General features: G+C 63.7%; 19 protein-coding genes. 9 read left to right on the top strand and 10 right to left on the bottom strand.

Features of this window, described 5'->3' with window-relative positions; genetic code table 11:
- The first annotated feature begins 2 nt into the window (after nucleotides 1-2).
- The 5 genes from xdhB to K7H91_RS03120 all read left to right on the top strand — a co-directional run bounded on the left by xdhB (nucleotide 3) and on the right by K7H91_RS03120 (nucleotide 7,069).
- The gene (gene xdhB / locus K7H91_RS03140; RefSeq protein WP_230718749.1) at nucleotides 3-2,348 is read left to right on the top strand and encodes a xanthine dehydrogenase molybdopterin binding subunit; all 2,346 of its coding nucleotides are present in this window, start codon (nucleotides 3-5) and stop codon (nucleotides 2,346-2,348) included.
- A gap of 3 nt (nucleotides 2,349-2,351) precedes the next feature.
- Nucleotides 2,352-3,191: a xanthine dehydrogenase accessory protein XdhC gene (gene xdhC, locus K7H91_RS03135; protein ID WP_230718748.1), complete on the top strand. Its 840-nt coding sequence runs from the start codon at nucleotides 2,352-2,354 to the stop codon at nucleotides 3,189-3,191.
- Nucleotides 3,192-3,288: 97 nt separating this feature from the next.
- Nucleotides 3,289-4,527, top strand: a complete 1,239-nt coding sequence (locus tag K7H91_RS03130; protein ID WP_230718747.1) for a urate hydroxylase PuuD — start codon at nucleotides 3,289-3,291, stop codon at nucleotides 4,525-4,527.
- On the top strand, nucleotides 4,524-5,822 hold the full coding sequence (guaD, locus tag K7H91_RS03125; protein WP_230718746.1) for a guanine deaminase: 1,299 nt from the start codon (nucleotides 4,524-4,526) through the stop codon (nucleotides 5,820-5,822). The genes K7H91_RS03130 and guaD overlap by 4 nt, the downstream gene beginning before the upstream one ends.
- 98 nt (nucleotides 5,823-5,920) lie before the next feature.
- Nucleotides 5,921-7,069 carry an alpha-hydroxy acid oxidase gene (locus tag K7H91_RS03120; RefSeq protein WP_230718745.1) on the top strand — a complete coding sequence of 383 codons (1,149 nt, stop codon included), beginning with the start codon at nucleotides 5,921-5,923 and terminating at the stop codon, nucleotides 7,067-7,069.
- A gap of 242 nt (nucleotides 7,070-7,311) precedes the next feature.
- Here the strand turns inward: K7H91_RS03120 and K7H91_RS03115 are convergent, their stop codons facing one another.
- The 7 genes from K7H91_RS03115 to K7H91_RS03085 form a co-directional block, all read right to left on the bottom strand.
- Nucleotides 7,312-8,052 (bottom strand): metallophosphoesterase family protein, encoded by a 741-nt coding sequence (locus K7H91_RS03115; RefSeq protein ID WP_230718744.1) that lies wholly within the window; start codon nucleotides 8,050-8,052, stop codon nucleotides 7,312-7,314.
- Nucleotides 8,052-8,408 (bottom strand): hydroxyisourate hydrolase, encoded by a 357-nt coding sequence (gene uraH / locus K7H91_RS03110; RefSeq protein WP_230718743.1) that lies wholly within the window; start codon nucleotides 8,406-8,408, stop codon nucleotides 8,052-8,054. The genes K7H91_RS03115 and uraH overlap by 1 nt, the downstream gene beginning before the upstream one ends.
- Nucleotides 8,405-8,902 (bottom strand): ureidoglycolate lyase, encoded by a 498-nt coding sequence (locus K7H91_RS03105; RefSeq protein ID WP_230718742.1) that lies wholly within the window; start codon nucleotides 8,900-8,902, stop codon nucleotides 8,405-8,407. The genes uraH and K7H91_RS03105 overlap by 4 nt, the downstream gene beginning before the upstream one ends.
- The gene (alc, locus tag K7H91_RS03100; RefSeq protein WP_230718741.1) at nucleotides 8,899-9,930 is read right to left on the bottom strand and encodes an allantoicase; all 1,032 of its coding nucleotides are present in this window, start codon (nucleotides 9,928-9,930) and stop codon (nucleotides 8,899-8,901) included. The genes K7H91_RS03105 and alc overlap by 4 nt, the downstream gene beginning before the upstream one ends.
- A 3-nt stretch (nucleotides 9,931-9,933) precedes the next feature.
- A complete protein-coding gene (gene uraD, locus K7H91_RS03095; RefSeq protein ID WP_230718740.1) occupies nucleotides 9,934-10,428 on the bottom strand; it encodes a 2-oxo-4-hydroxy-4-carboxy-5-ureidoimidazoline decarboxylase in 495 nt (164 codons plus the stop codon).
- On the bottom strand, nucleotides 10,425-11,360 hold the full coding sequence (gene puuE, locus K7H91_RS03090) for an allantoinase PuuE (protein WP_230718782.1): 936 nt from the start codon (nucleotides 11,358-11,360) through the stop codon (nucleotides 10,425-10,427). The genes uraD and puuE overlap by 4 nt, the downstream gene beginning before the upstream one ends.
- 126 nt (nucleotides 11,361-11,486) lie before the next feature.
- Nucleotides 11,487-12,203 (bottom strand): DUF1045 domain-containing protein, encoded by a 717-nt coding sequence (locus K7H91_RS03085; RefSeq protein ID WP_230718739.1) that lies wholly within the window; start codon nucleotides 12,201-12,203, stop codon nucleotides 11,487-11,489.
- 481 nt (nucleotides 12,204-12,684) lie between these two features.
- Between K7H91_RS03085 and adhP the strand changes: the two genes are divergently transcribed.
- Nucleotides 12,685-13,710 (top strand): alcohol dehydrogenase AdhP, encoded by a 1,026-nt coding sequence (gene adhP, locus K7H91_RS03080; protein WP_230718738.1) that lies wholly within the window; start codon nucleotides 12,685-12,687, stop codon nucleotides 13,708-13,710.
- Nucleotides 13,711-13,774: 64 nt separating this feature from the next.
- Here adhP and K7H91_RS03075 read toward each other — a convergent pair whose 3' ends face one another.
- A complete protein-coding gene (locus tag K7H91_RS03075) occupies nucleotides 13,775-14,947 on the bottom strand; it encodes an NAD(P)/FAD-dependent oxidoreductase (protein ID WP_230718737.1) in 1,173 nt (390 codons plus the stop codon).
- Between the two features lie 46 nt (nucleotides 14,948-14,993).
- On the opposite strand from K7H91_RS03075, the gene mnmD reads away from it, so the two are divergent.
- Entirely contained in the window at nucleotides 14,994-15,680 is a 687-nt protein-coding gene (gene mnmD, locus K7H91_RS03070) for a tRNA (5-methylaminomethyl-2-thiouridine)(34)-methyltransferase MnmD (protein ID WP_230718736.1), read from the top strand.
- 289 nt (nucleotides 15,681-15,969) lie between these two features.
- Nucleotides 15,970-17,328 carry a DEAD/DEAH box helicase gene (locus K7H91_RS03065; RefSeq protein WP_230718735.1) on the top strand — a complete coding sequence of 453 codons (1,359 nt, stop codon included), beginning with the start codon at nucleotides 15,970-15,972 and terminating at the stop codon, nucleotides 17,326-17,328.
- A gap of 231 nt (nucleotides 17,329-17,559) precedes the next feature.
- Here the strand turns inward: K7H91_RS03065 and K7H91_RS03060 are convergent, their stop codons facing one another.
- Nucleotides 17,560-17,829: a hypothetical protein gene (locus tag K7H91_RS03060; RefSeq protein WP_018065003.1), complete on the bottom strand. Its 270-nt coding sequence runs from the start codon at nucleotides 17,827-17,829 to the stop codon at nucleotides 17,560-17,562.
- Nucleotides 17,830-17,847: 18 nt separating this feature from the next.
- Complete coding sequence (gene aceA, locus K7H91_RS03055; protein ID WP_230718734.1) at nucleotides 17,848-19,134, bottom strand: isocitrate lyase; 1,287 nt, start codon at nucleotides 19,132-19,134, stop codon at nucleotides 17,848-17,850.
- 190 nt (nucleotides 19,135-19,324) lie between these two features.
- Between aceA and K7H91_RS03050 the strand changes: the two genes are divergently transcribed.
- Nucleotides 19,325-20,719 carry a helix-turn-helix domain-containing protein gene (locus tag K7H91_RS03050; RefSeq protein ID WP_230718733.1) on the top strand — a complete coding sequence of 465 codons (1,395 nt, stop codon included), beginning with the start codon at nucleotides 19,325-19,327 and terminating at the stop codon, nucleotides 20,717-20,719.
- Nucleotides 20,720-20,928 lie beyond the last annotated feature (209 nt).

Raw genomic sequence — 20,928 nt, 5'->3', positions numbered from 1 at the left:
CGATGGACAAGGCAATCCACGACGCAGCAACTCTCAAAGCCGAAATCTCCGGCGGCATCCACAAGTCGCGCGTTCACGATTCCGCCCACAAGCATGTGGCGGGCACGGCCGAATATATCGACGACATGCCCGAGCCCGCCGGCCTTTTGCATGCCGGCGTCGGGCTTTCCGACCGGCCCCATGCGAAGATCGTTGCCATGGACCTCTCCAAGGTCGAGGCGGCCCCCGGCGTGGTCTGCGTGCTCACAGGCAAGGACGTGCCGGGCGTCAACGACATCTCATCGGGCGGACACCACGATGAGCCGCTGTTTGCCGACGAAATCGTTGAATATCACGGCCAGCTCATCTTCGCCGTGATCGCCGAGACCCGCCATCAGGCCCGCGCGGCGGCGAAACTGGCCGAGATCACCTATGAGGACCTGCCGTTCTGGACCAGCGTGCGCGATGCGCTGGCTCACAACGCGCCGGACGTCATCACGCCGCTGAAATTGCAGCGCGGCGATGCCAGGGCGGCGCTCGCGTCGGCGAAAAACCGGATCACCGCAGAAATGGAGATCGGCGGCCAGGAGCATTTCTATCTCGAGGGCCAGATCGCGCTGGCGATCCCCGGCGAGGATGACGAGGTGGCGGTGTGGTCCTCCACCCAGCACCCGAGCGAGATCCAGCATATCGTCGGCCACGTGCTCGACATTCCCTCGAACGCCGTCACCGTCTACCAGCGGCGCATGGGCGGCGGTTTCGGCGGCAAGGAGACGCAGGGCAACGGCTTTGCGGCGGTGGCGGCCCTTGCGGCGAAGAAGCTGAACCGAGCGGTGAAATTCCGCCCCGACCGCGACGAAGACATGATCATGACCGGCAAGCGGCATGATTTCGTCGCCTTCTACGACATCGGCTATGATGATGACGGCGTCATCGAGGCGATCGACGCCACCTTCGCCGCCCGCTGCGGCTTTTCGGCCGATCTCTCCGGCCCCGTGACCGACCGCACGCTGTTCCACGCCGACAGCTCCTATTACTATCCCAACGTCCATCTGGTGACGCGGCCCTTAAAGACCCACACCTGCTCCAACACCGCCTATCGCGGTTTCGGCGGACCGCAGGGCATGCTGGCGGGCGAGCGTTTCATCGAGGAAATCGCCTATGCGCTGGGCCGCGACCCGCTCGATATCCGCAAGGCCAATTTCTACGGACCGAAAGGTTCCGGCCGCGATGTCACGCCCTATCACCAGACGGTGGAGGACAACATCATCCTGCGCGTGGTCGAGGAGTTGGAACAGACCGCCGATTACCGCGCCCGCCGGCAGGCAATCATCGATTTCAACAGGACGAGCCCGATCCTCAAAAAGGGCATCGCGCTGACGCCGGTGAAATTCGGCATTTCCTTCACCATGACCGCCTTCAACCAGGCCGGCGCCCTCGTCCATGTCTATCAGGACGGCTCGGTGCAGCTGAACCATGGCGGCACGGAGATGGGCCAGGGGCTTTATATCAAGGTGGCGCAGGTGGTCGCCGACGTGTTCCAGATCGATCTGGAACGGGTGAAGATCACCGCCACCACCACCGGCAAGGTGCCGAACACCTCGGCCACCGCCGCCTCGTCGGGTTCCGACCTCAACGGCATGGCGGCCTATAATGCGGCCAAGGAGATCAAGGACCGTCTGATCGCGTTTGCGGCGAGCCACTATCAGGTCGCGGCCGAGGACATTGAATTCCTGCCCAACCGGGTGCGGATCGGGACCAGGGAAATCCCCTTCCCCGAATTGGTGAAGGCCGCTTATTTCGGCCGTATCCAGCTTTCGGCGGCGGGCTTCTACAAGACCCCGAAAATTCACTGGGACCGGGCGGCGGGCAAGGGACGGCCATTCTACTATTTCGCCTATGGAGTGGCCTGCACCGAGGTCTCGATCGACACGCTGACGGGCGAATATATCTTCGAGCGCACCGATATTCTCCATGATGTCGGCCGCTCGCTGAACCCGACCATCGATATCGGCCAGATCGAGGGCGGCTTCGTTCAGGGCATGGGCTGGCTGACGACCGAGGAATTGTGGTGGAACGACAAGGGGCATCTGAGAACCCACGCGCCGTCGACCTACAAGATCCCGCTCGCCTCCGACCGGCCGAAGATCTTCAACGTCAGGCTCACCGATTTTTCCGAAAACCGCGAACCGACCATAGGCCGTTCCAAGGCCGTGGGCGAACCGCCCTTCATGCTGGCGATCTCGGCGCTCGAGGCGATCTCGATGGCCGTCGCCAGCGTCGCGGACTACCGCGTCTGCCCGCGTCTCGACGCGCCGGCCACGCCGGAACGCGTGCTGATGGCGGTGGAGCGGATGAAACAGGTCTGAGCCATGAACGAGGCGGCGACATATCGGCAGTTCCTCGCACAACACGAGCGCCGCGTCATCGTCACGGTCGCCGCGATCAAGGGCTCGACGCCGCGTGAGGCCGGGGCCGCGATCGCTGTCTCGGCGGATGCGACATCCGGCACGATCGGTGGCGGGCAGCTTGAATATATCGCGATCGACCACGCCCGCGCCCTGCTTGCCGGACGAACGGGAGAAACGCGGCTCGATATCGCGCTCGGCCCCGAGATCGGCCAGTGCTGTGGCGGGCGCGCGGAACTGGCATTCGAGGTCGCCGACGCGGCAACGGTCGCGGCGTTCCTGGCGCGGCTTGAAGCAGAGACCGCCCGCCAGCCCTCGGTGTTCATCTTCGGCGGCGGTCATGTCGGCTCGGCGCTGGCGGCAGCGCTCTCGCCGCTGCCCTTCAACACCGTGATCGTCGAAACTCGGCCGGATATGGTCGAGGCGTTGCCCGATGGCGTGGAACTCCGGCTTTCCGCCCTGCCGGAGGCCGAGATTGCCAACATTCCCGCAGGCGGCGCAGCGGTCATCCTCACCCACGACCACGCGCTGGATTTCCTGATCGCCACCGAAGCGCTGAAGCGCGCGGACCTTAGCTATTGCGGCATGATCGGCTCGAAGACCAAACGCGCCACCTTTCTGAGCTACGCCCGAAAACAGGAGCTCTCCGAGGCCGCGCTTTCCCGCCTTGTGATGCCGATCGGCGGCACCGCTGTTTCCGACAAGCGCCCGGCGGTGATTGCCGCTCTGGTTGCAGCTGAACTGATTTCGGTCATTCATGCCGCAAAAGCGGGCAGGCTGCACACAGCGGATGCAGCCCGGTAACGCCTTCCTATCTATTTGCGATCATTTGCAAAACATCTCTTTTTTTTCGCGCAGAAATTGCGCATCATCGGGACGATCTTAGTTTTGGGGACACTTTATGTTTGAACTCGCCATCATCTGGGAATGGGCGCAATTCGCCGTGCGCTGGCTGCATGTCATCACGGCTATCGCCTGGATCGGCTCATCCTTCTACTTCATCGCGCTCGATCTCGGTCTGGTCGCCCGTCCCGGGCTCCCGGAAGGCGTTTCCGGCGAGGAATGGCAGGTCCATGGCGGCGGGTTCTACAATATCCAGAAATACATGGTCGCGCCCGCGCACATGCCCGAGCATCTGATCTGGTTCAAATGGGAATCCTATTTCACCTGGATGTCCGGCTTCCTGATGATGGCGCTGGTCTATTATGGCGGCGCGGACCTGTTCCTGGTCAATCGCAGCGTGCTCGACGTCTCCGCCCCGGTCGCGATCCTGATCTCGCTCGCCTCGCTGTCGATCGGCTGGCTGTTCTATCACTATCTCTGCAAATCGCCGCTCGGCAAGCACACCATAGGCTTGATGCTGCTGCTCTATGTGCTGCTGGTGTTCATGGCCTGGGGCTACTCGCACCTCTTCACCGGCCGCGCGGCCTTCCTGCATATGGGCGCATTCACGGCGACGATCATGACCGCCAACGTTTTCTTCGTGATCATCCCGAACCAGAAGATCGTGGTGGCGGACCTGAAGGCCGGCAAGACGCCGGATCCCAAGCTCGGCAAGGAGGCCAAGCAGCGCTCGCTGCACAACAACTATCTGACGCTGCCGGTCATCTTTTTCATGCTGTCGAACCACTATCCGCTGGCATTCGCGACCACATACAGCTGGATCATCGCCGCGCTGGTGTTCCTGATGGGCGTCACCATCCGGCATTATTTCAACACGGTCCATGCCCGCAAAGGCCAGCCGAACTGGACCTGGCTTCTGACCGTGATTATCTTCATCGTGATCATGTGGCTGTCCACCTCGCCGCAATTCTTCAAGTCGGAAAACCCCGACATGGCGGTCGCGCCGGCCTTCGAGAAATTTGCCGCTGACCCGCATTTCGCCGATGCCAAACAGGTGGTTTCGACGCGCTGTTCGATGTGCCACATGGCCGAGCCCGTCTATGAGGGCATTCACCGCCCGCCGCTCAATGTGCGCTTCGAGACCGACGCCGAAATCGCATCGCGCGCGGGCCAGATTTACTTGCAGGCCGGGCGCAGCCATGCCATGCCTCCGGGTAACGTGACCGGCATGACGCCGGACGAACGGGCAAAGCTGGTGGCATGGTACAGGTCGAGCACGCAGGCAAAGCGCGAATGATCCTCAGGGGGCGGTTGCTGTCGTTTCACCGCCGCCCCGAGGACCTCTCGGATATGGCGAGCTATCTCTACGAGGAGGATGGCGGCCTGCTGATCGAAGGCGGCCGCATCGCCGCCTGCGGCGCGTTTGGCGATATCAGCGCGCAGGCCCCGAAAGACGTCGCGATCGTCGACCATCGCCCGCATCTGATCCTGCCGGGCCTGATCGACACCCATCTGCACTTTCCGCAGATGCAGGTGATCGGCTCCTATGCCGCGAACCTGCTGGAATGGCTCAATACCTACACCTTTGTCGAGGAACAGCGCTTCGTCGATCCCGCTCATGCTGCCCGCATCGCGGTTGCCTTCTTCGACGAGATGATCCGCCAGGGCACCACCACATCCGTTGCATATTGCTCCGTCCACAAGGCCTCCGCCGACGCCTATTTCGCGGAAGCCGAGCGTCGCAACATGCTGATGCTCGGCGGCAAGGTGATGATGGACCGCAATGCGCCGGACGCGCTCACCGATACGCCGCAGACAAGCTATGACGACACAAAGGCCGTGATTGCCGCATGGCAAGGCAAGGGCCGCAACCACGTCGTCATCTCGCCGCGCTTCGCCATCACCTCCACGCCGGAGCAGATGGAGATGGTGGCCGCACTCGCCCGCGAATTCCCCGATCTCCACATTCAGACGCATCTGTCGGAAAACCTGGCGGAGATCGAATTCGCCTGCTCGCTCTACCCGCAAGCCAAGGACTATACCGATATCTATGCGCATTACGGCTTGCTGCGCCCCAACATGCTGCTCGGCCACGCGATCCACCTTTCGGAGCGCGAACGCGATGCGATCTCGGAAACCGGCGCGGTCGCCGTCCACTGCCCGACATCCAACCTGTTCCTCGGCTCGGGCCTGTTTCCGTTGAAGGAATTCGAGCGCCGCGACAGGCCGATGCGGATCGCCGTTGCCACCGATATCGGCGGCGGCACCAGCTATTCGATGTTGAAGACCATGGACGAGGCCTACAAGATCCAGCAGTTGCGCGGCGAACGGCTGACGCCGCTGGAGAGCGTCTTCCACATGACGCGCGGCAATGGGGAGGCGCTCGGCCTTGCCGACAGGATCGGCACGCTGGAGCCGGGCAGCGATGCCGATATCGTCGTGCTCGATGCGCGCGCGACCCCCGCCATGGCGCTGAAGATGGAGGCCGTCACCACGCTTGCCGAGGAACTGTTCCTGCTGCAGACGCTCGGCGACGACCGGGCGATCGCCGAGACCTATATCGCCGGCAGGCCGGCCAAATCCGCGCTCTGACACCGCTTGCCCGGCTGCGTACCGCCGTCGTGTTTGCAGGCTTGGCGCGGCACGCCGGATTTGCCATAAGCGATATGCGGCGTTTACCGGAGAGACCGATGTTTTCTGAGCCACTGACGATTGCCGACCTGAAGAGACGGGCGAAACGGCGCGTGCCAAAAATGTTCTACGACTATGCCGACAGCGGCGCGTGGACGGAAAGCACCTACCGTGCCAATGAGACGGATTTTGCGAAAATCCACCTGCGCCAGCGGGTTCTGGTCGACATGTCGGATCGCTCTCTCGCAACCACCATGGTGGGCGAGAAGGCCTCGATGCCAGTCGCGCTCGCGCCCACCGGGCTTTGCGGCATGCAGCATGCCGATGGCGAAATCCTCGCCGCCCAGGCGGCGGAGGAGGCCGGCGTGCCCTTCACCCTGTCGACCATGAGCGTCTGCTCAATCGAGGATGTCGCCGAGCACACGACCAAGCCGTTCTGGTTTCAGCTCTATGTGATGAAGGATCGCGGCTTCGTCGAAAGCCTGATCAGCCGCGCCAGGGACGCCGGCTGCAGCGCGCTGGTGCTGACGCTCGACCTGCAGATTCTCGGCCAGCGCCACAAGGATATCGTCAACGGCCTTTCGACCCCGCCGAAATTCACGCCGAAACATCTCTGGCAGGTCGGCACCCGTCCGTTCTGGGCGCTGGAAATGCTGCAGACCAAGCGCCGCTCGTTCCGCAATATCGTCGGCCACGCGCCCGCCTCCTCCGACCTCTCCTCGCTTGCCGTCTGGACCGCGGAGCAGTTCGACACAAGGCTTTCATGGGCGGATGTCGAATGGATCCGCGAGCGCTGGGGCGGCAAGCTGATCCTCAAGGGCGTGCTCGATACCGAAGACGCCGCAATGGCGGCAAAGACCGGCGCCGACGCGATCATCGTCTCCAACCATGGCGGTCGCCAGCTTGACGGCGCGCTGTCCTCGATCTCGATGCTGCCGAAGATCGTCGATCAAGTCGGCGGCGATATCGAAATCCATATGGATGGCGGCATCCGCTCCGGCCAGGATATCCTGAAGGCCCGCGCGCTCGGCGCGAAAGGCACCTATATCGGTCGCCCCTATCTCTACGGCCTCGGCGCCATGGGCAAGAAAGGCGTCACCCGCGCTCTCGAAATCCTGCGCAAGGAACTCGACGTGACCATGGCGCTCTGCGGCAAGCGCGACATCGAGGAAATCGACCGGAGTATTATTGCGAAGGTGGATTTTTGAGGGGCGACAGAAGGGCGCTTGGTCCCTCGGGGAGACAGGCCGCTTGCTCCCAATACTCTCTCCCGCTGGCGGGAGAGATGCCCCGAAAGGGGCAGCGAGGGTGGGGCGGCATATCCATTCGTGAGGGCGTTCGAGGGGATACTCTCCCCCCTCACTGTCGCTGTCGCGACATCTCTCCCCTCCGGGGCGAGAAGATTGGGGGCTGTGCGGCGAGGCTACATGTCGCCAGTCCGTGCGCGTAACTACCCCACCCAGCCCGTCGCCAGCACGCTGGCCCAATCCTCATACCCCCGGTCCCGCGCCATTGCGACCATCCGGCTCGTATCGTAGCGCACCTGGCGGAAGGTCGGTGTCCAGCCCATTTCCGTCTTTTCGATAACCGCGTAGCAGGCAAACGGGGTGGCGGTTTCGAGCTTGTGGTCGACGGGGATGTGGTAGGCAAAGCCCGGGCAGCCGACGGAGCCGGGATTGACGATCAGGCGGCCATCGGCAAGCATCGCCGAGCGCGCGACGTGACTATGGCCGCACAGGATCAGCGGATAGGTGACGCCGGCGGCAAGGGCCTCGATCTCCGTCTGGCCGCGCAGCGTGAAGCGGCCATTGTCGAGCAGTTCCTCCAGCCACATGACCTCGTCATTCTTCGGCGTGGCGTGGCAGAGATAGACCTCCTGCGCCACCACGGCGGCGCTCGGCATGTCGCGGATCCATTGCAGATGCTCGTCCGAAAGCTCGCCGAAGATCGGCTTTTCCCAGTCGCCCATGTCCTCAAAGGGCCGGTCGACCAGCGCGCGATCGTGATTGCCGCGCACCGTGGTGAGCCGAAGCGAAAGCAGGCGGGCGGCGGTTTCGCCGGCGGCCAGCGGCCCGGACAGGCTGTCGCCGAGATTGACGATCAGATCAGGTTGATGCTGCTCGATATCGGCAAGCACGGCCTCGAGCGCGTCGATATTGCCGTGAATATCGGCGATCGCGGCGATCTTCATCAGCTGCCCCGATAGGTGGAATAGGCGTGGGCCGAGACCAGCAGCGGCACATGGTAATGCGCGGTGACATCGGCGATCGCGAAACGCAGCGGGATATCTTCCAGGAAGGCAGGCTCAGTTAACGTCGCGCCGGTGCGCCTGAGATAATCCCCGGCATGGAAAACGAGTTCGTACTGGCCCGGTTCGACTTCCTCCGATGTCAGCATCGCGCCGCCATCGATCCGGCCATCGTCATTGGTGTAGACGGTCTTGAGAAAGATGCGCTCCGCGCCCTTGATGCGGTAGAGATCGATTTTCATCTCCGAAGCGGGCTGGCCAAGGGCAGTGTCGAGAACATGAGTGGTCAGGCCGGTCATGGGGTTGCCTCCTCGATGATGAACGGGTCGGAATAGAAATATTCCTCAAGATTGTCGCCCGGCCCGGCGCGATCGACAACCAGAAAATCGCTGGTCTCGCCGAGCGCCATCAGCGGATGGTGCCAGACATTGGCATTATAGTTCACGCCCTGCCCGCTTTCGGCGAAAAACACGCGCGGGACGGACGGCACGCCGCCTTCATCTTCGGCGACCACCACCAGAAAGGGACGCGGCGACAGCGGCGAGAAGCTCTGGCTCCCGAGCGGATGGCGCTCCATCATGTCGACCGTATAGGGAAAGCGGCGCGGCTCGCCCCGGAAGATGTTGAGGATCACCGCTGCCCCCTCGCCCAAAGCCTCGGCGCGGGCCAACGCGTGAAACCGCGTGGTCGTGCCGCCATTGATCATCCTAGCTTTCGTCGGATCCGGCGCAATCACGGTGCCGAACGGCGCGAACGCCGCCGGCGTCAGCCGTTCAAGCGCCAGATTTCTCATGCCTTCACCCCGTAGAGCCTCAGCCGGCTGATGCCGCCATCGGGGAAGATCGCGAGCCGCACATGGGTGACCGGTCCGATATCGGCAACCGCGCTGCCGCCGAATTCATGGATATGATCGGCCTGCAGCTTGGTCTGTTCGAGGATCGGCTGCCAGTGCTCCGAGGCTTCGATTTCCTCCATGCTGAACACATCCTTCTGCTCCGGCAGGTTGGCGCCGAGCAGCATGCAGGTATCGGGATAGTTGCCCTTGAAATGGGCGGTATCGACAACGGCGCGGCGGATGATTCCGGGATGGCCGAGCTTGAAGATCACCCAGTCGTGGCCCGGCCCGCGGCGGCGCGCGGTCTCCCAGCCATCACCCATATTGACGCCGCGACCGGGGGCCAGCATCCGGTCGGGATGGCCATAATGGGCATCCGACCAGTGCAGCGCATGGGTGCCGCCGAAGATATAGGCGAGATCGATCTCCTCGTTCTCGCCGACCTTCTCCCAGTTGAAATAGGCCGAACCGTAGACCCTGAGCCGCGCAATGCCGCCATCGGGGAAGATGTGCAGGCGCAGATGCGTGAACACCTTCTGGCGGGTGTCCTGATCCATCTCGAAATAATGGTGCTTGTCGGGGCCGAGATCGACGCGCGCAAGCACCTCCTGCCAGTCGGCGGATTCGTCCGGCTCGCCGCTTTCCATGAAGCAGCCCTCGATCGAACACTGCGGCGGGTAGTTGCCAGTGAAATAGCTGGTGTCGACATCGAAACCGCGGATTCGTCCGGGCATGGCGAGCCTGATAATCGCCCAGTCGTGGCCGGGCACGCGCTTGCGTCGGCTTTCCCAGCCGTCCATCCACTTGCCGTGCTCGTCATATTCGCCGGGGAGGAAAACGGCGGCGTCATCCTTCAGCATCCGGGCAAGCGGCGCGAAGAACTGGTCCGTGGCGTAGATCGCCCGCGCGCCCAGCCGGGCGGAGGCAAGGTTGATCGCGCCGACCGCGAAATCGGGCAGGGCAACGGACGTTTCTTGTTCTGACATGGTTTACTCCGAGAGCATGTTGCGCAGCCTGAGACCGGCGATCTTCTCGACCTCAGCGCAGGCTGTTTCAAGCTCGACGGCTTCGGAACTGTCGATCCGTCGCCGGAAGGCGGAGAGAATATCGTCCTTATTGAGGCCGCTGACCGCAATAATGAAAGGAAAGTTGAACTTGTCTATATAGGCGGAATTGAGCTCCGTAAACTCCGCATGCTCTTCGGGCGACAGCCGGTCTAGGCCCGCGCCCGCCTGCTCGCGGCGGCTTTCCTCGGTCAGCCCACCCGCAATCGCAAGCTTGCCGGCAAGGTCGGGATGGGCGCGCAGCACGCCGAGCCGTTCGTCCTCGGGCGCCGCGCGGAACACCTTTGCAAGCGCATCGGCAACGCCCGTTGCGGTCAATGGCTCATGGACCAGGCCCCGGTCATAGGCCCGCTCGGCGATGAACGGGGAATGCTCGTAGACGCCGCCGAAACGGCTGACGAATGCATCGCGGTCCATCATTGCGCATTCTCCTGCGGCAGGTGGTTTTCATACCAGTGGCGCGCGATCTCGATCCGTTTCGCGAGCCAGACCTTGTCGTGGTTCTGGACGTAATCGAGGAAGCGCTTCAGCCCCGCCAGCCGACCGGGCTTGCCGACAAGGCGGCAGTGAAGCCCGATCGACATCATCTTCGGCGCGCCCTCGCGGCCTTCGTCGTAGAGCGTATCGAAGGCGTCCTTCAGATAGGTGAAGAACTGTTCGCCGGAGTTGAACCCCTGCGGCGTGGCAAAGCGCATGTCGTTATTGTCGAGCGTGTAGGGGATGCGCAGGAACGGCTTGCCATCGGGGTCACGCACCCAGTAGGGCAGATCGTCGGCATAGGTATCGGAGGAGTAGAGAAAGCCGCCCTCCTCCATCACCAGATCGAGCGTATTGATCGAGGGCTTGCCCTGATAGAGGCCATAGGGCCGCTCGCCGGTGATTTCGGTGTGAAGACGCACCGCCTCGCGGATATGGGCGCGCTCGGTCTCGATATCGAAATCCTTGTATTCGAGCCATCTGAGGCCGTGGCTTGCGATTTCCCACCCGGCCTCCTTCATGGCCGCGACGGCTTCCGGGTTGCGGGCCATCGCCTGGGTCACGCCATAGACGGTGACCGGGATTTCCAGGCGCGTGAACAGCCGCCACAGCCGCCAGAAGCCGGCGCGCGAACCATATTCATAGAGCGATTCCATGTTCATGTTGCGCTGGCCGGGCCAGGCCTCGGCGCCGACGATTTCCGACAGCAGGCATTCCGACGCCGGGTCGCCATCGAGAATGCAGCTCTCGCCGCCCTCCTCGTAATTGATCACGAACTGCACGGCGATATTGGCCTCGCCCGGCCATTTCGGGTCCGGCGGATTGCGGCCGTAGCCCACAAGATCACGCGGATATGCGTTCGTTTCAGCGTCCATCATGCCCTCAATTCCATTCCTTGCCGACGGTAGACGACCATCGGCATCGCCGGAAGAGATAAGGCGAAAAGGCCGGCAGGAATCAAGGGGAAAAGCCAGATCGGCCTGATTGCCGCCGCGCAGCCTTTATGCCGACTGCCGCGCCCTGACGGCGCCCATCGGATGCAGCGAATGGACGCAGAACGGCGCGCCGGGCTCCTCTTCGATGAACAGCGCGATATGATCGACCTCGACCGGCTCCAGCAGGATCGGCCCGAAAAACGCCGCAACCGAGCGCTCCATCCGCGCCATTTCGCTTGGGGAAAGAGGGCCGGTCAGCGGCATGTGGAAGGAGAAGGCGGCAAGCACGTCCGGCTCGCCCCAGCGGTGCAGGTTGTCAAACTGCACCGGCGTCAGCCCGCCCGAGGCCCGCCGCTCGATCTCGGCCTCGGAAAGCGGCGCGCGGAAGGCGTCGAACTCGGTGACGATGCTGGCGGCAAGCGTGTCGAGCGCGGGAACCGCCGTCATCGGCGCGAGCGCCAGGATATCGCGGCGATGAACGATCGTGAGCGGCGGCAGGGTGAAGGGCTGAAAGCGCATGGCAAAGCGCATCATCGCCTTCAGCAGCATGGATTCGTTCATGCCTTCGGTCAGATGAAACGGCGATTTCAGCATGCCCTGAAACCCGTAGCGGCGCGGCAGAGCCGTGTGATAGGCGATCTCGGCAAGCGGCAGGCCGGCGATCATCGGCGGCTCGACCACCTCGCCGGAAAACGCGCTCCTGCCGATCCAGTTCGCGCCCACGATGGCGAGCCCGTCATGCGGCGATGGCGTAAAGCATATGGCATAGCGTTCGGCGGGCATCGCGAGTCACATGAGGAAACGGTTTCTCGCCTCTGAGATAGCCGATTCCAATGACAGTGATACGACGGGCTTACCGTTTGCGGCGCGGCCAGGTGCGGCAATCTACACCATGGACAATCCGGCAGCGCGGTCTATTCTGTTTATGCGCAATGCATCTGCATGACATCAAGGTGTCGGCCATCCCGGACCGCGCAGACGATCTGCGGTACAACCTTGCCGGCATCGGTTGAAATGACAGGCGCATGCCAACCGGGAAAGGAAGCGTCGTGCATTTCGGTTGCAAATATTCCCAATCAGAGAACGAACACCGCCGCCTCCGCTGCGCCTTGAAGCAAGTTCGAACAGGCGTTGGTCAGCGCCTCGAAAACGATCGGTCCGTCAGCCCCGTGCTGATTGATCGGTCGACCCGAAGGCCGCCTCACCCGGCCACCCCCCCTTTGCGGAAGTACCTTTCCGCATTTTCTCAAGACAGGATTTTCCGATGGAAAAGACCATGAAAGCCGCCGTTGTCCGGCAATTCGGCAAGCCTTTGGTAATGGAAGAGGTCGCAGTCCCCTCGGTCGGGCCGGGCCAGATTCTCGTCAAGATGGCCGCAAGCGGCGTCTGCCACACCGACCTGCACGCGGCGGAAGGTGACTGGCCGATCAAACCCGAGCCGCCTTTCATTCCGGGCCATGAGGGCGTGGGGCACGTCGTCGCCGTGGGGGCCGGCGTCAGCCATGTCAAGGAAGGCGACCGCGTCGGGGTTCCGTGGCTCTACACCGCCTGCGGCTGCTGCAAGCATTGCCTCGGCGGGTGGGAGACGCTGTGCGAAGCGCAGCAAAACACCGGCTATTCGGTCAATGGCAGTTTCGCCGAATATGTTCTGGCTGATCCGAACTATGTCGGGCACCTGCCTGACAATGTCAGCTTTACCGAGATTGCGCCGATTCTCTGCGCAGGCGTTACGGTCTACAAGGGCCTGAAAGTGACTGACACCAAACCCGGCGACTGGGTCGTGATCTCGGGCATCGGCGGGCTTGGACATCTGGCCGTGCAATATGCAAAGGCAATGGGCCTGAACGTGCTTGCCGTGGATATCGACGACGCGAAACTCGACCTGGCGAAGCGTCTTGGCGCAAGTCTGGCGGTCAACGCCCGCAAGGCGGACCCGGTGGCCTTCGTGAAAAAGGAAATCGGCGGCGCGGAAGGGGTTCTGGTCACCGCCGTCTCGCCCAAGGCATTCGAACAGGCGCAGGGCATGGTCCAGCGCGGCGGAACCGTATCGCTCAATGGCCTGCCGCCCGGCGATTTCCCGCTGCCCATCTTCGACACCGTGCTGAACGGTATCACGGTTCGCGGGTCGATCGTCGGAACCCGGCTTGACCTGCAGGAGGCGCTGGACTTCGCTGGCGCCGGAAAGGTCAAGGCGACGATCAAGACCGACAAGCTCGAGAACATCAACGAGATCTTCGCCAAGATGCATCACGGCGAAATCGAGGGCCGCATCGTCATCGACTACCAGTGATCGCAGAGCCCGGCATGTCAGAAGGCATCGAGCCATTTTGCGTTTCGAAGAAAGCGGAGTGGCTCTATCGCTTTTCGCCGTGGGCACGTCGGCGGTAAATCGAAAGATCGTAGATATCGGGCAGCGGCGCAACCGGCTGGCCTGTGGCAAGCCGCACCGCGTGATCCGCCAGCCGGTGGGCGATGCCGAAACTGGTCTTGAAGCCGCCGCCGAGCGCGATGACGCGCGGCGCGGTATCGATCGCGCCGATCATCGGTTCGCGGTGGATGCCGCGTGGACGCAGGCCCGCCCAGCGCTCCGCGACCGGCGCGTCCCGCAGCAGCGGCACGGCCTTGCGCGCGGCCGCGATCAGAGCGTCGAGGCGATGGTCGGTCGTCGCCGCATCCTCGAACGCGTCCTCCGTGGTCGAGCCGACGGCGACACGACCGCCTTCATGGGCGATCACGTAAAGCCCGTCATCGAACACGATCGGCCACGACGGGTCGCAGTCTGCGGCAAACAGCGCCGCCTGTCCCTTGACCGGGCGGCCGAGCGGTTTGCCGGCCGGCGCGAAGATCGGCTGAAGCAGCGGAAAGGCGCCGATGCCGGCCGAAACGATGACGCGCCCGAAACCGACCCGTCCGCCATCGGCCAGAAGGAGACTGTTCGCCACCACGTCGATTTCCGTCACCGTCGCCGTCAGGCGGCGCACATGGCGGGCATTTTCGAGAAAGGCCCGAAGCGCCGCGACCACGCCGCGCGGAAAAACATGGGCGGCAAAGGTTTCGTGGACATAGGCGAGCGCCGCGGGATCGACGGCCGGCCAGCCATCGAGCGGCGGACGATCCACCACGGACCAGTGGAAGCACCGCGCGCCGTCGCGCCAGTTCACGGCGGCCGCCTCGGCGCGTGAGAGCGCGGTCTCGACCTGCCGTTCGGCATAAAGCGGCATCACCCGACCGGCCCGGCGATAGCCGGCCGAAACCCCGGTCTCGGCCTCCAGCGCGCGGATATGGCCCTCGAGTGCTGCAAGCGCCTCGAACTGGAACTGCTTCTTCTCATCCCACTGATCCGGCATATAGGCCATCAGCGCGCCAAGCAGGCCATTGCTCGCGGCCGGTCCGCCGTCATCGATCAACAGCGTATCTATCCCCGCCTTTTCGGCGTGATAGGCCGCCCACAGCCCCATGATGCCGCCGCCGATGATGGCGAGGTCGGCGGATGGCATTTGACGGGAGGGGGCGGGCGCGTCATTCATCCCGGCGATGGACCACAAACGGCAGGCGGATGCAACAGGCTCATAGATGGCGATAACATGGGATGACGGCGACCGGCCGTTTTCGGAGGCGTTTCAGGACCACTATTTCTCCAAGGCGGACGGGCGGGCCGAATGCGGCCACGTGTTCATCGACGCCAACCGGCTCGGCGAACGCTGGCAGGCGGGCGGGGCCTTCCGCATCGGCGAACTCGGCTTCGGCACGGGGCTGAATTTCTGCGAGACCTTCCGGCGGTGGAAGACGCTCAGGCGGCCGGACGGACATCTTGCCTTCACCTCGTTCGAGTTGTTTCCGCTGGGAAAGGCCGATATCGACCGCGCCCTGTCGCACTGGCCGGAGATCAATGCGGAACGCGTGGCCCTGACCGCCCATTGGCCGGAGCGCCCCGAAGGCGTCATCACCATTGACGCAGACCCACAGACCCGCCTCACCGTCATCTGCGCCGACGCCCTGAAGGCGTTGACCGCCCTGCCGGACCGATTCGACGCCTGGTATCTCGACGGCTTCGCCCCTTCCCGCAACCCCGATATGTGGTCGCAAGACCTGATGCGCGCCGTCTTCGACCATACCGCGCCCGGCGGCACGTTCGGCACCTATGCCGCCGCCGGCTTCGTGCGCCGCAACCTTCAGGCGGCCGGCTTCACCGTCGAACGCCGCCCCGGCTTTGCCGGAAAGCGCGAAATGCTGGCGGGTTTTCGCCCGGCCGGGCGGTAATGCCAAGGATCATGCTTGACTTTTGCCAGCCCGGGCATCATGTAGAGCCCAGCTTTCCACCTGTTCGCATGCCGCGTGAGCATGCCTGGCGCAGATGACCCGAGATGGTCGCGTCAAGTCCGGGTCAAGCGCATGAGAAAAGTCCGGCACTCCCAGTCGGCGCGCGGAAGGCATTTTCCACCGATAAGTTCCCACTTCACGCGGGGCGCTTGAAACCGAAACCACCGGCATTTGCGTTTGATCGCAATGCGCGGAGGGCTTTCGGCATGCCTTGAAAGGCGCTTTTGAATTGACTGAATTTAATACACTTGGACTTTCCGCCCAGCTCGTCGCCCGTGTTGCCGCGGAGGGGTATGAAACCCCGACGCCGATCCAGGCGAAGGCGATACCGCTGGTCCTTGAAGGCCGCGACGTGATGGGCCTTGCCCAGACCGGCACCGGCAAGACGGCGGCCTTCGGCCTGCCGATCATCGACATGCTGCTCGCCAACGGCGGCAAACCCGCGCCGAAAACCGTCAAGACGCTGATCCTCGCCCCGACGCGCGAACTGGTGAACCAGATCGCGGAAAACCTGCGCATCTTCGCCCGCAAGACGCCGCTCAAGGTCAACATCGTGGTCGGCGGCGCATCGATCAACCGCCAGCAGCAGCAGCTTGCAGGCGGCACCGACATTCTCGTGGCCACCCCCGGCCGGCTTCTCGACCTGCTGGACCGCAGGGCGCTCAACCTTTCCGCCGTGCGCTATCTGGTGCTGGACGAGGCCGACCAGATGCTCGATCTCGGCTTCATTCACGACCTGAAGAAGATTTCGTCGCTGGTTCCGGACGAGCGCCAGACCATGCTGTTTTCGGCCACCATGCCGAAATCGATCGCCGAGCTTTCCAAGCGCTTCCTGACCAACCCGGAACGCGTTGAAGTGACGCCGCCCGGAAAGACCGCCGACCGTGTCGAGCAGGCCGTGCACTTCGTCGCCGGCAAGAACGACAAGGTCGAGATCCTGCGTCAGGAACTCACCAACAATCCCGAAGGCCGCGCGATCGTTTTCCTGCGCACCAAGCACGGCGCCGAGAAGCTGATGAAGCATCTCGACAGCCGCGGCTTCGCCACCGCCTCGATCCATGGCAACAAGAGCCAGGGTCAACGCGAACGCGCGCTCAAGGCGTTCAAGACCGGCGAGATCAACGTCCTGGTCGCAACCGACGTCGCCGCCCGCGGCATCGATGTGCCCGGCGTCACCCATGTCTACAACTACGATCTGCCGGAAGTGGCCGACGCCTATGTCCACCGTATCGGCCGCACCGCGCGCGCCGGCAAGGAAGGCAAGGCGATCGCGTTCTGCACGCCCGAGGAATCGGCGCTGCTGCGCGATATCCAGAAGCTGACCGGCATCGAGATCACCGTGGCGAGTGGCGAACCCCATGCCATGGCCGAGCGCCCGGCGCGCGGCAATGGCCGTGGTCGCGGCGGCGCCGGAAACGGAAAACCCGCCCGCCGGGCCCGCCCTTCCGCCAATGGCGGTCCGCGCCAGGGCGAAGCCCGCAATGGCGGCCCGCGTGACGGCGCGCCCCGCGAGGGCGCCAACCGCAACCGCCCGGCCAAGAACCGCCGCCCGCGCAACCGCCAGGGCGACCGCCGCCAGAGCGCGTAAGCTTGGGCTTGGGAAAGAAGATCGTCTCACCCGCCGCGCTGTTGGCGAGAATCGCGACCTCCCTTCTCATGTATCATGCTCGGGCTTGACCCGAGCATCCGGGCCACTCGGAAAGCGCTGCCTGGCCCCTGGGGTCAAGCCCGAGGATGACGACGGAGAGTTGGGCAAGCTTTGATAACAAACTAAGCGCGCCCCTCGTCAAAGGGGCGCGCCTTGTCGCGATGCGCTTGCTCAATGGGCGCTGAGGTTTTCCTCCGGCGCCGGTGCGGCTGCGGCGCCGGCGATGATGATCGGCGTCAGCAGGTCGCCCCACTTGCCGCCGCCATGGTGGCGGGCCGAGCGGATGATCTCGACCGAGACGCCGGCATCGACCGCGCGCATCACCGCCTGGTTCAGCCGGTGGAGATCATTGGCGACCATGCGGATTGCGGCCTGCTGCTCGGCGGACATTTCGCCCGATTGCGCCTCGGCGCGTTCCTTGACGTTGAGTTTCGGTGTCATTGCTCATTCCTCCCTTGCCTATTCTGCTGCCTCGAACTGGGCGGTTTCGGTGGATTCTCCCATTGCGGTGGTGGAACCGGCGCCGCCGGTGATCGCCATCGACACCGCATCGAAATAGCCGGTGCCGACCTCGCGCTGGTGACGGGTCGCGGTGTAGCCGTTCCGCTCTGCCGCGAATTCCGCCTGCTGAAGCTCGCTATAGGCCGCCATCTGGCGCTCCTTGTAGCCGCGGGCGAGTTCGAACATGCCGTAGTTGAGCTGATGGAAGCCCGCCAGCGTGATGAACTGGAACTTGTAGCCCATGGCGCCAAGCTCACGCTGGAAGCGGGCGATATCGGCCTCGTCCAGGTTCTTCTTCCAGTTGAACGACGGCGAGCAGTTATAGGCCAGAAGCTTGCCGGGGTGCGCCTTGTGCACGCCCTCGGCAAAGCGCTTCGCCTGTTCCAGATCGGGCTTCGAAGTCTCGCACCAGATCAGATCGCAATGGGGCGCATAGGCGACCGCGCGGGCGATGCAGGATTCCAGTCCGTTGCGAACCTGATAGAAACCTTCCGGCGTGCGTCCGGCATCGTAATCGACGAAGGGCCGGTCGCGCTCGTCGATATCCGAGGTCAGGAGCTTGGCGGCCTCCGCGTCGGTTCGGGCGATCACCAGCGTCGGCACGCCCATGACATCGGCGGCGAGACGTGCCGCCGTCAGGTTGCGGATATGGGCCGAGGTCGGGATCAGCACCTTGCCACCGAGATGGCCGCATTTCTTTTCCGAGGCAAGCTGGTCCTCGAAATGGACGCCCGCCGCACCGGCCTCGATATAGGCCTTCATGATCTCGAAGGCGTTGAGCGGACCGCCGAAGCCGGCCTCGGCATCGGCCACGATCGGCGCGAACCAGGTATCGACCGAAAGCCCCTCGCCTTCCGAAACCTCGATCTGGTCGGCGCGCTGCAGCGTCTTGTTGATGCGCTTGACGAGCTCGGGGCCGGCATTGGCCGGATAGAGCGACTGGTCGGGATACATCGCCGAGGCGGTGTTGGCGTCGGCGGCGACCTGCCAGCCGGAGAGATAGATCGCCTTCAGCCCGGCGCGGACCATCTGCATGGCCTGATTGCCCGAGAGCGCGCCGAGCGCGTTGACGAAATCCTCGTCATGGATCAGCGACCACAGGCGCTTCGCGCCGTCCTCCGCGAGCGTGGCGCGGATCGGCATGGAACCGCGCAGGCGCTTCACGTCCTCGACACTATAAGGCCGCTCGATCCCGTCGAACCGACCTTCGACCGCGCCTTCGACAAGTTTGTAAAATTCCGACATGATTTTCTCCTCACTTCGATATTCAATTCAGTCTCGACCCGAGACAATCTTTATCGATGTGACAGACTTAACGAAAATTCGGGGTTATATCCAATGAAACAGGCTTTCATCGGCCCGAAATCGGGTTATACTGTCGGTTGCTTTACAGAACGTTCTTGTAAATCTGTTAATTTTGTAAAAGGATTTTGCGATGGCGGAAAGCAAGATATTCGCAGGCCCCAGGCTCCGCAGGCTGCGCAAGCAGATGGAACTGACACAGACCGCGATGGCGGAGGCGCTGTCGATCTCGCCCTCCTATCTCAACCTGATCGAGCGCAACCAGCGACCGCTGACGGTGCAATTGCTGCTGAAGCTCGCCGCCGTCTACGATGTCGATATCGCCTCGCTGCAGGGCGAAACCGGCGGGACGATCGGCCAGCTCAAGGCGGTATTCGCCGACCCGCTGCTTTCCGGCGAGCTGCCCGGCGACCAGGAACTGGTGGAGGTCGCCGAGGCAGCACCCAATGCGGCGATCGGCATGATGAAGCTCTACCGCGCCTATCAGGAACAGGCCGCCCGCCTGTCCGACCTGACGGCGCTTCTCGCCGAGGAGGGCCGCCAGACACACCTTGCCGGAAGGCGATTGCCGCATGACGAGGTGCGCGAGGCGCTGTCGCGGCGGCCATGGTATTTCGACGCGCTCGACCGCGCCGCCGAGGCGCTGCATGCGGAGCTTGCGCCGGGCGACGAAATGTCGGCCGCGCTCAAGGACTGGCTGCGCGCACAGCACGGCATCGCCGTCCGCGTGCTGCCGCCGCATGCCATGGTCAATCTCGGCCGCCGGTTCGACCGCCACACCATGCGGCTGTTCATTTCCGCGCGGTTCTCGCCCCATGACCGCCAGCGCGAGATCGCGATCGAAGCGGCGCTGCTGGCCTTCCGGGACGAAATTGCCGAAGCAATCGAGGCGCTGGCGCTCTCCGGCGACGAGGCGCGGCGGATCGCGCGGTTCGAACTTGCCCGCTACGCCGCCCATGCGCTGCTGATGCCCTACGGTCCGTTCGTGGAGGCCGCCCGTAGGGACCGTTACGACATCTCGCTTCTGGCCGGTCGCTTCGGCGTGTCCTTCGCCCAGGCGGCGACACGGCTGGTCAGCCTGCAACGGCCGGACAATGCCGGCCCGCCTTTCTTCGCCATGGAAATCGATGTCGCCGGCAACATACTGCGGCGGATCGGTGAAGGCGGCTTTCGCGGCGAATGTCCGAGGCTCGATGTCTATGACGCCTTCGCGCGGGCCGGTCGGCTGATCGTCCAGCGGGCCGCAATGCCGGATGGCGCGGAGTTCCTGACGCTGTCGCGCACGGTGGAGGGGCCGGAGCCGGCATCCGGCGAACGGCCGCATCTGACCGCACTGCTCCTCGGTCTGTCCTACGAGCACGCCGCGGCGACGGTCTACGCCAGGCCGGAACAACCCGCCACGCCGATTGGCCCGGTCTGCCGGCTCTGCGAGCGGATCGGCTGCCTGTCGCGCGCCGAACCGCCGGTGACGCGACCGCTCGGCCTCGACGAAATGGTCGCCGGCCTTTCGGCCTTCGATTTTCGCTGAGGCAGCCGGCGCCTGTCCGTCAGCGCGCTGCCCCACTCCACAGCCGAAAGCGTCGGTCGTTGTGGTCAGCCCGCAAGTGACCAATACAGCGAGATGGCGTCGAAATTAGTGTACCGAAATTCGTTACACTAATTTCGAAATTTCCCTGAAATATTTACACATCTCCCGCCTTCCCGCTATAGACGCTCCCACCTGACACCGCTTGGAGG

This window comes from Martelella mediterranea, assembly GCF_021021415.1.
GTDB lineage: Bacteria > Pseudomonadota > Alphaproteobacteria > Rhizobiales > Rhizobiaceae > Martelella > Martelella mediterranea_C.
This window is presented reverse-complemented; position numbering and strand designations above follow the sequence as displayed.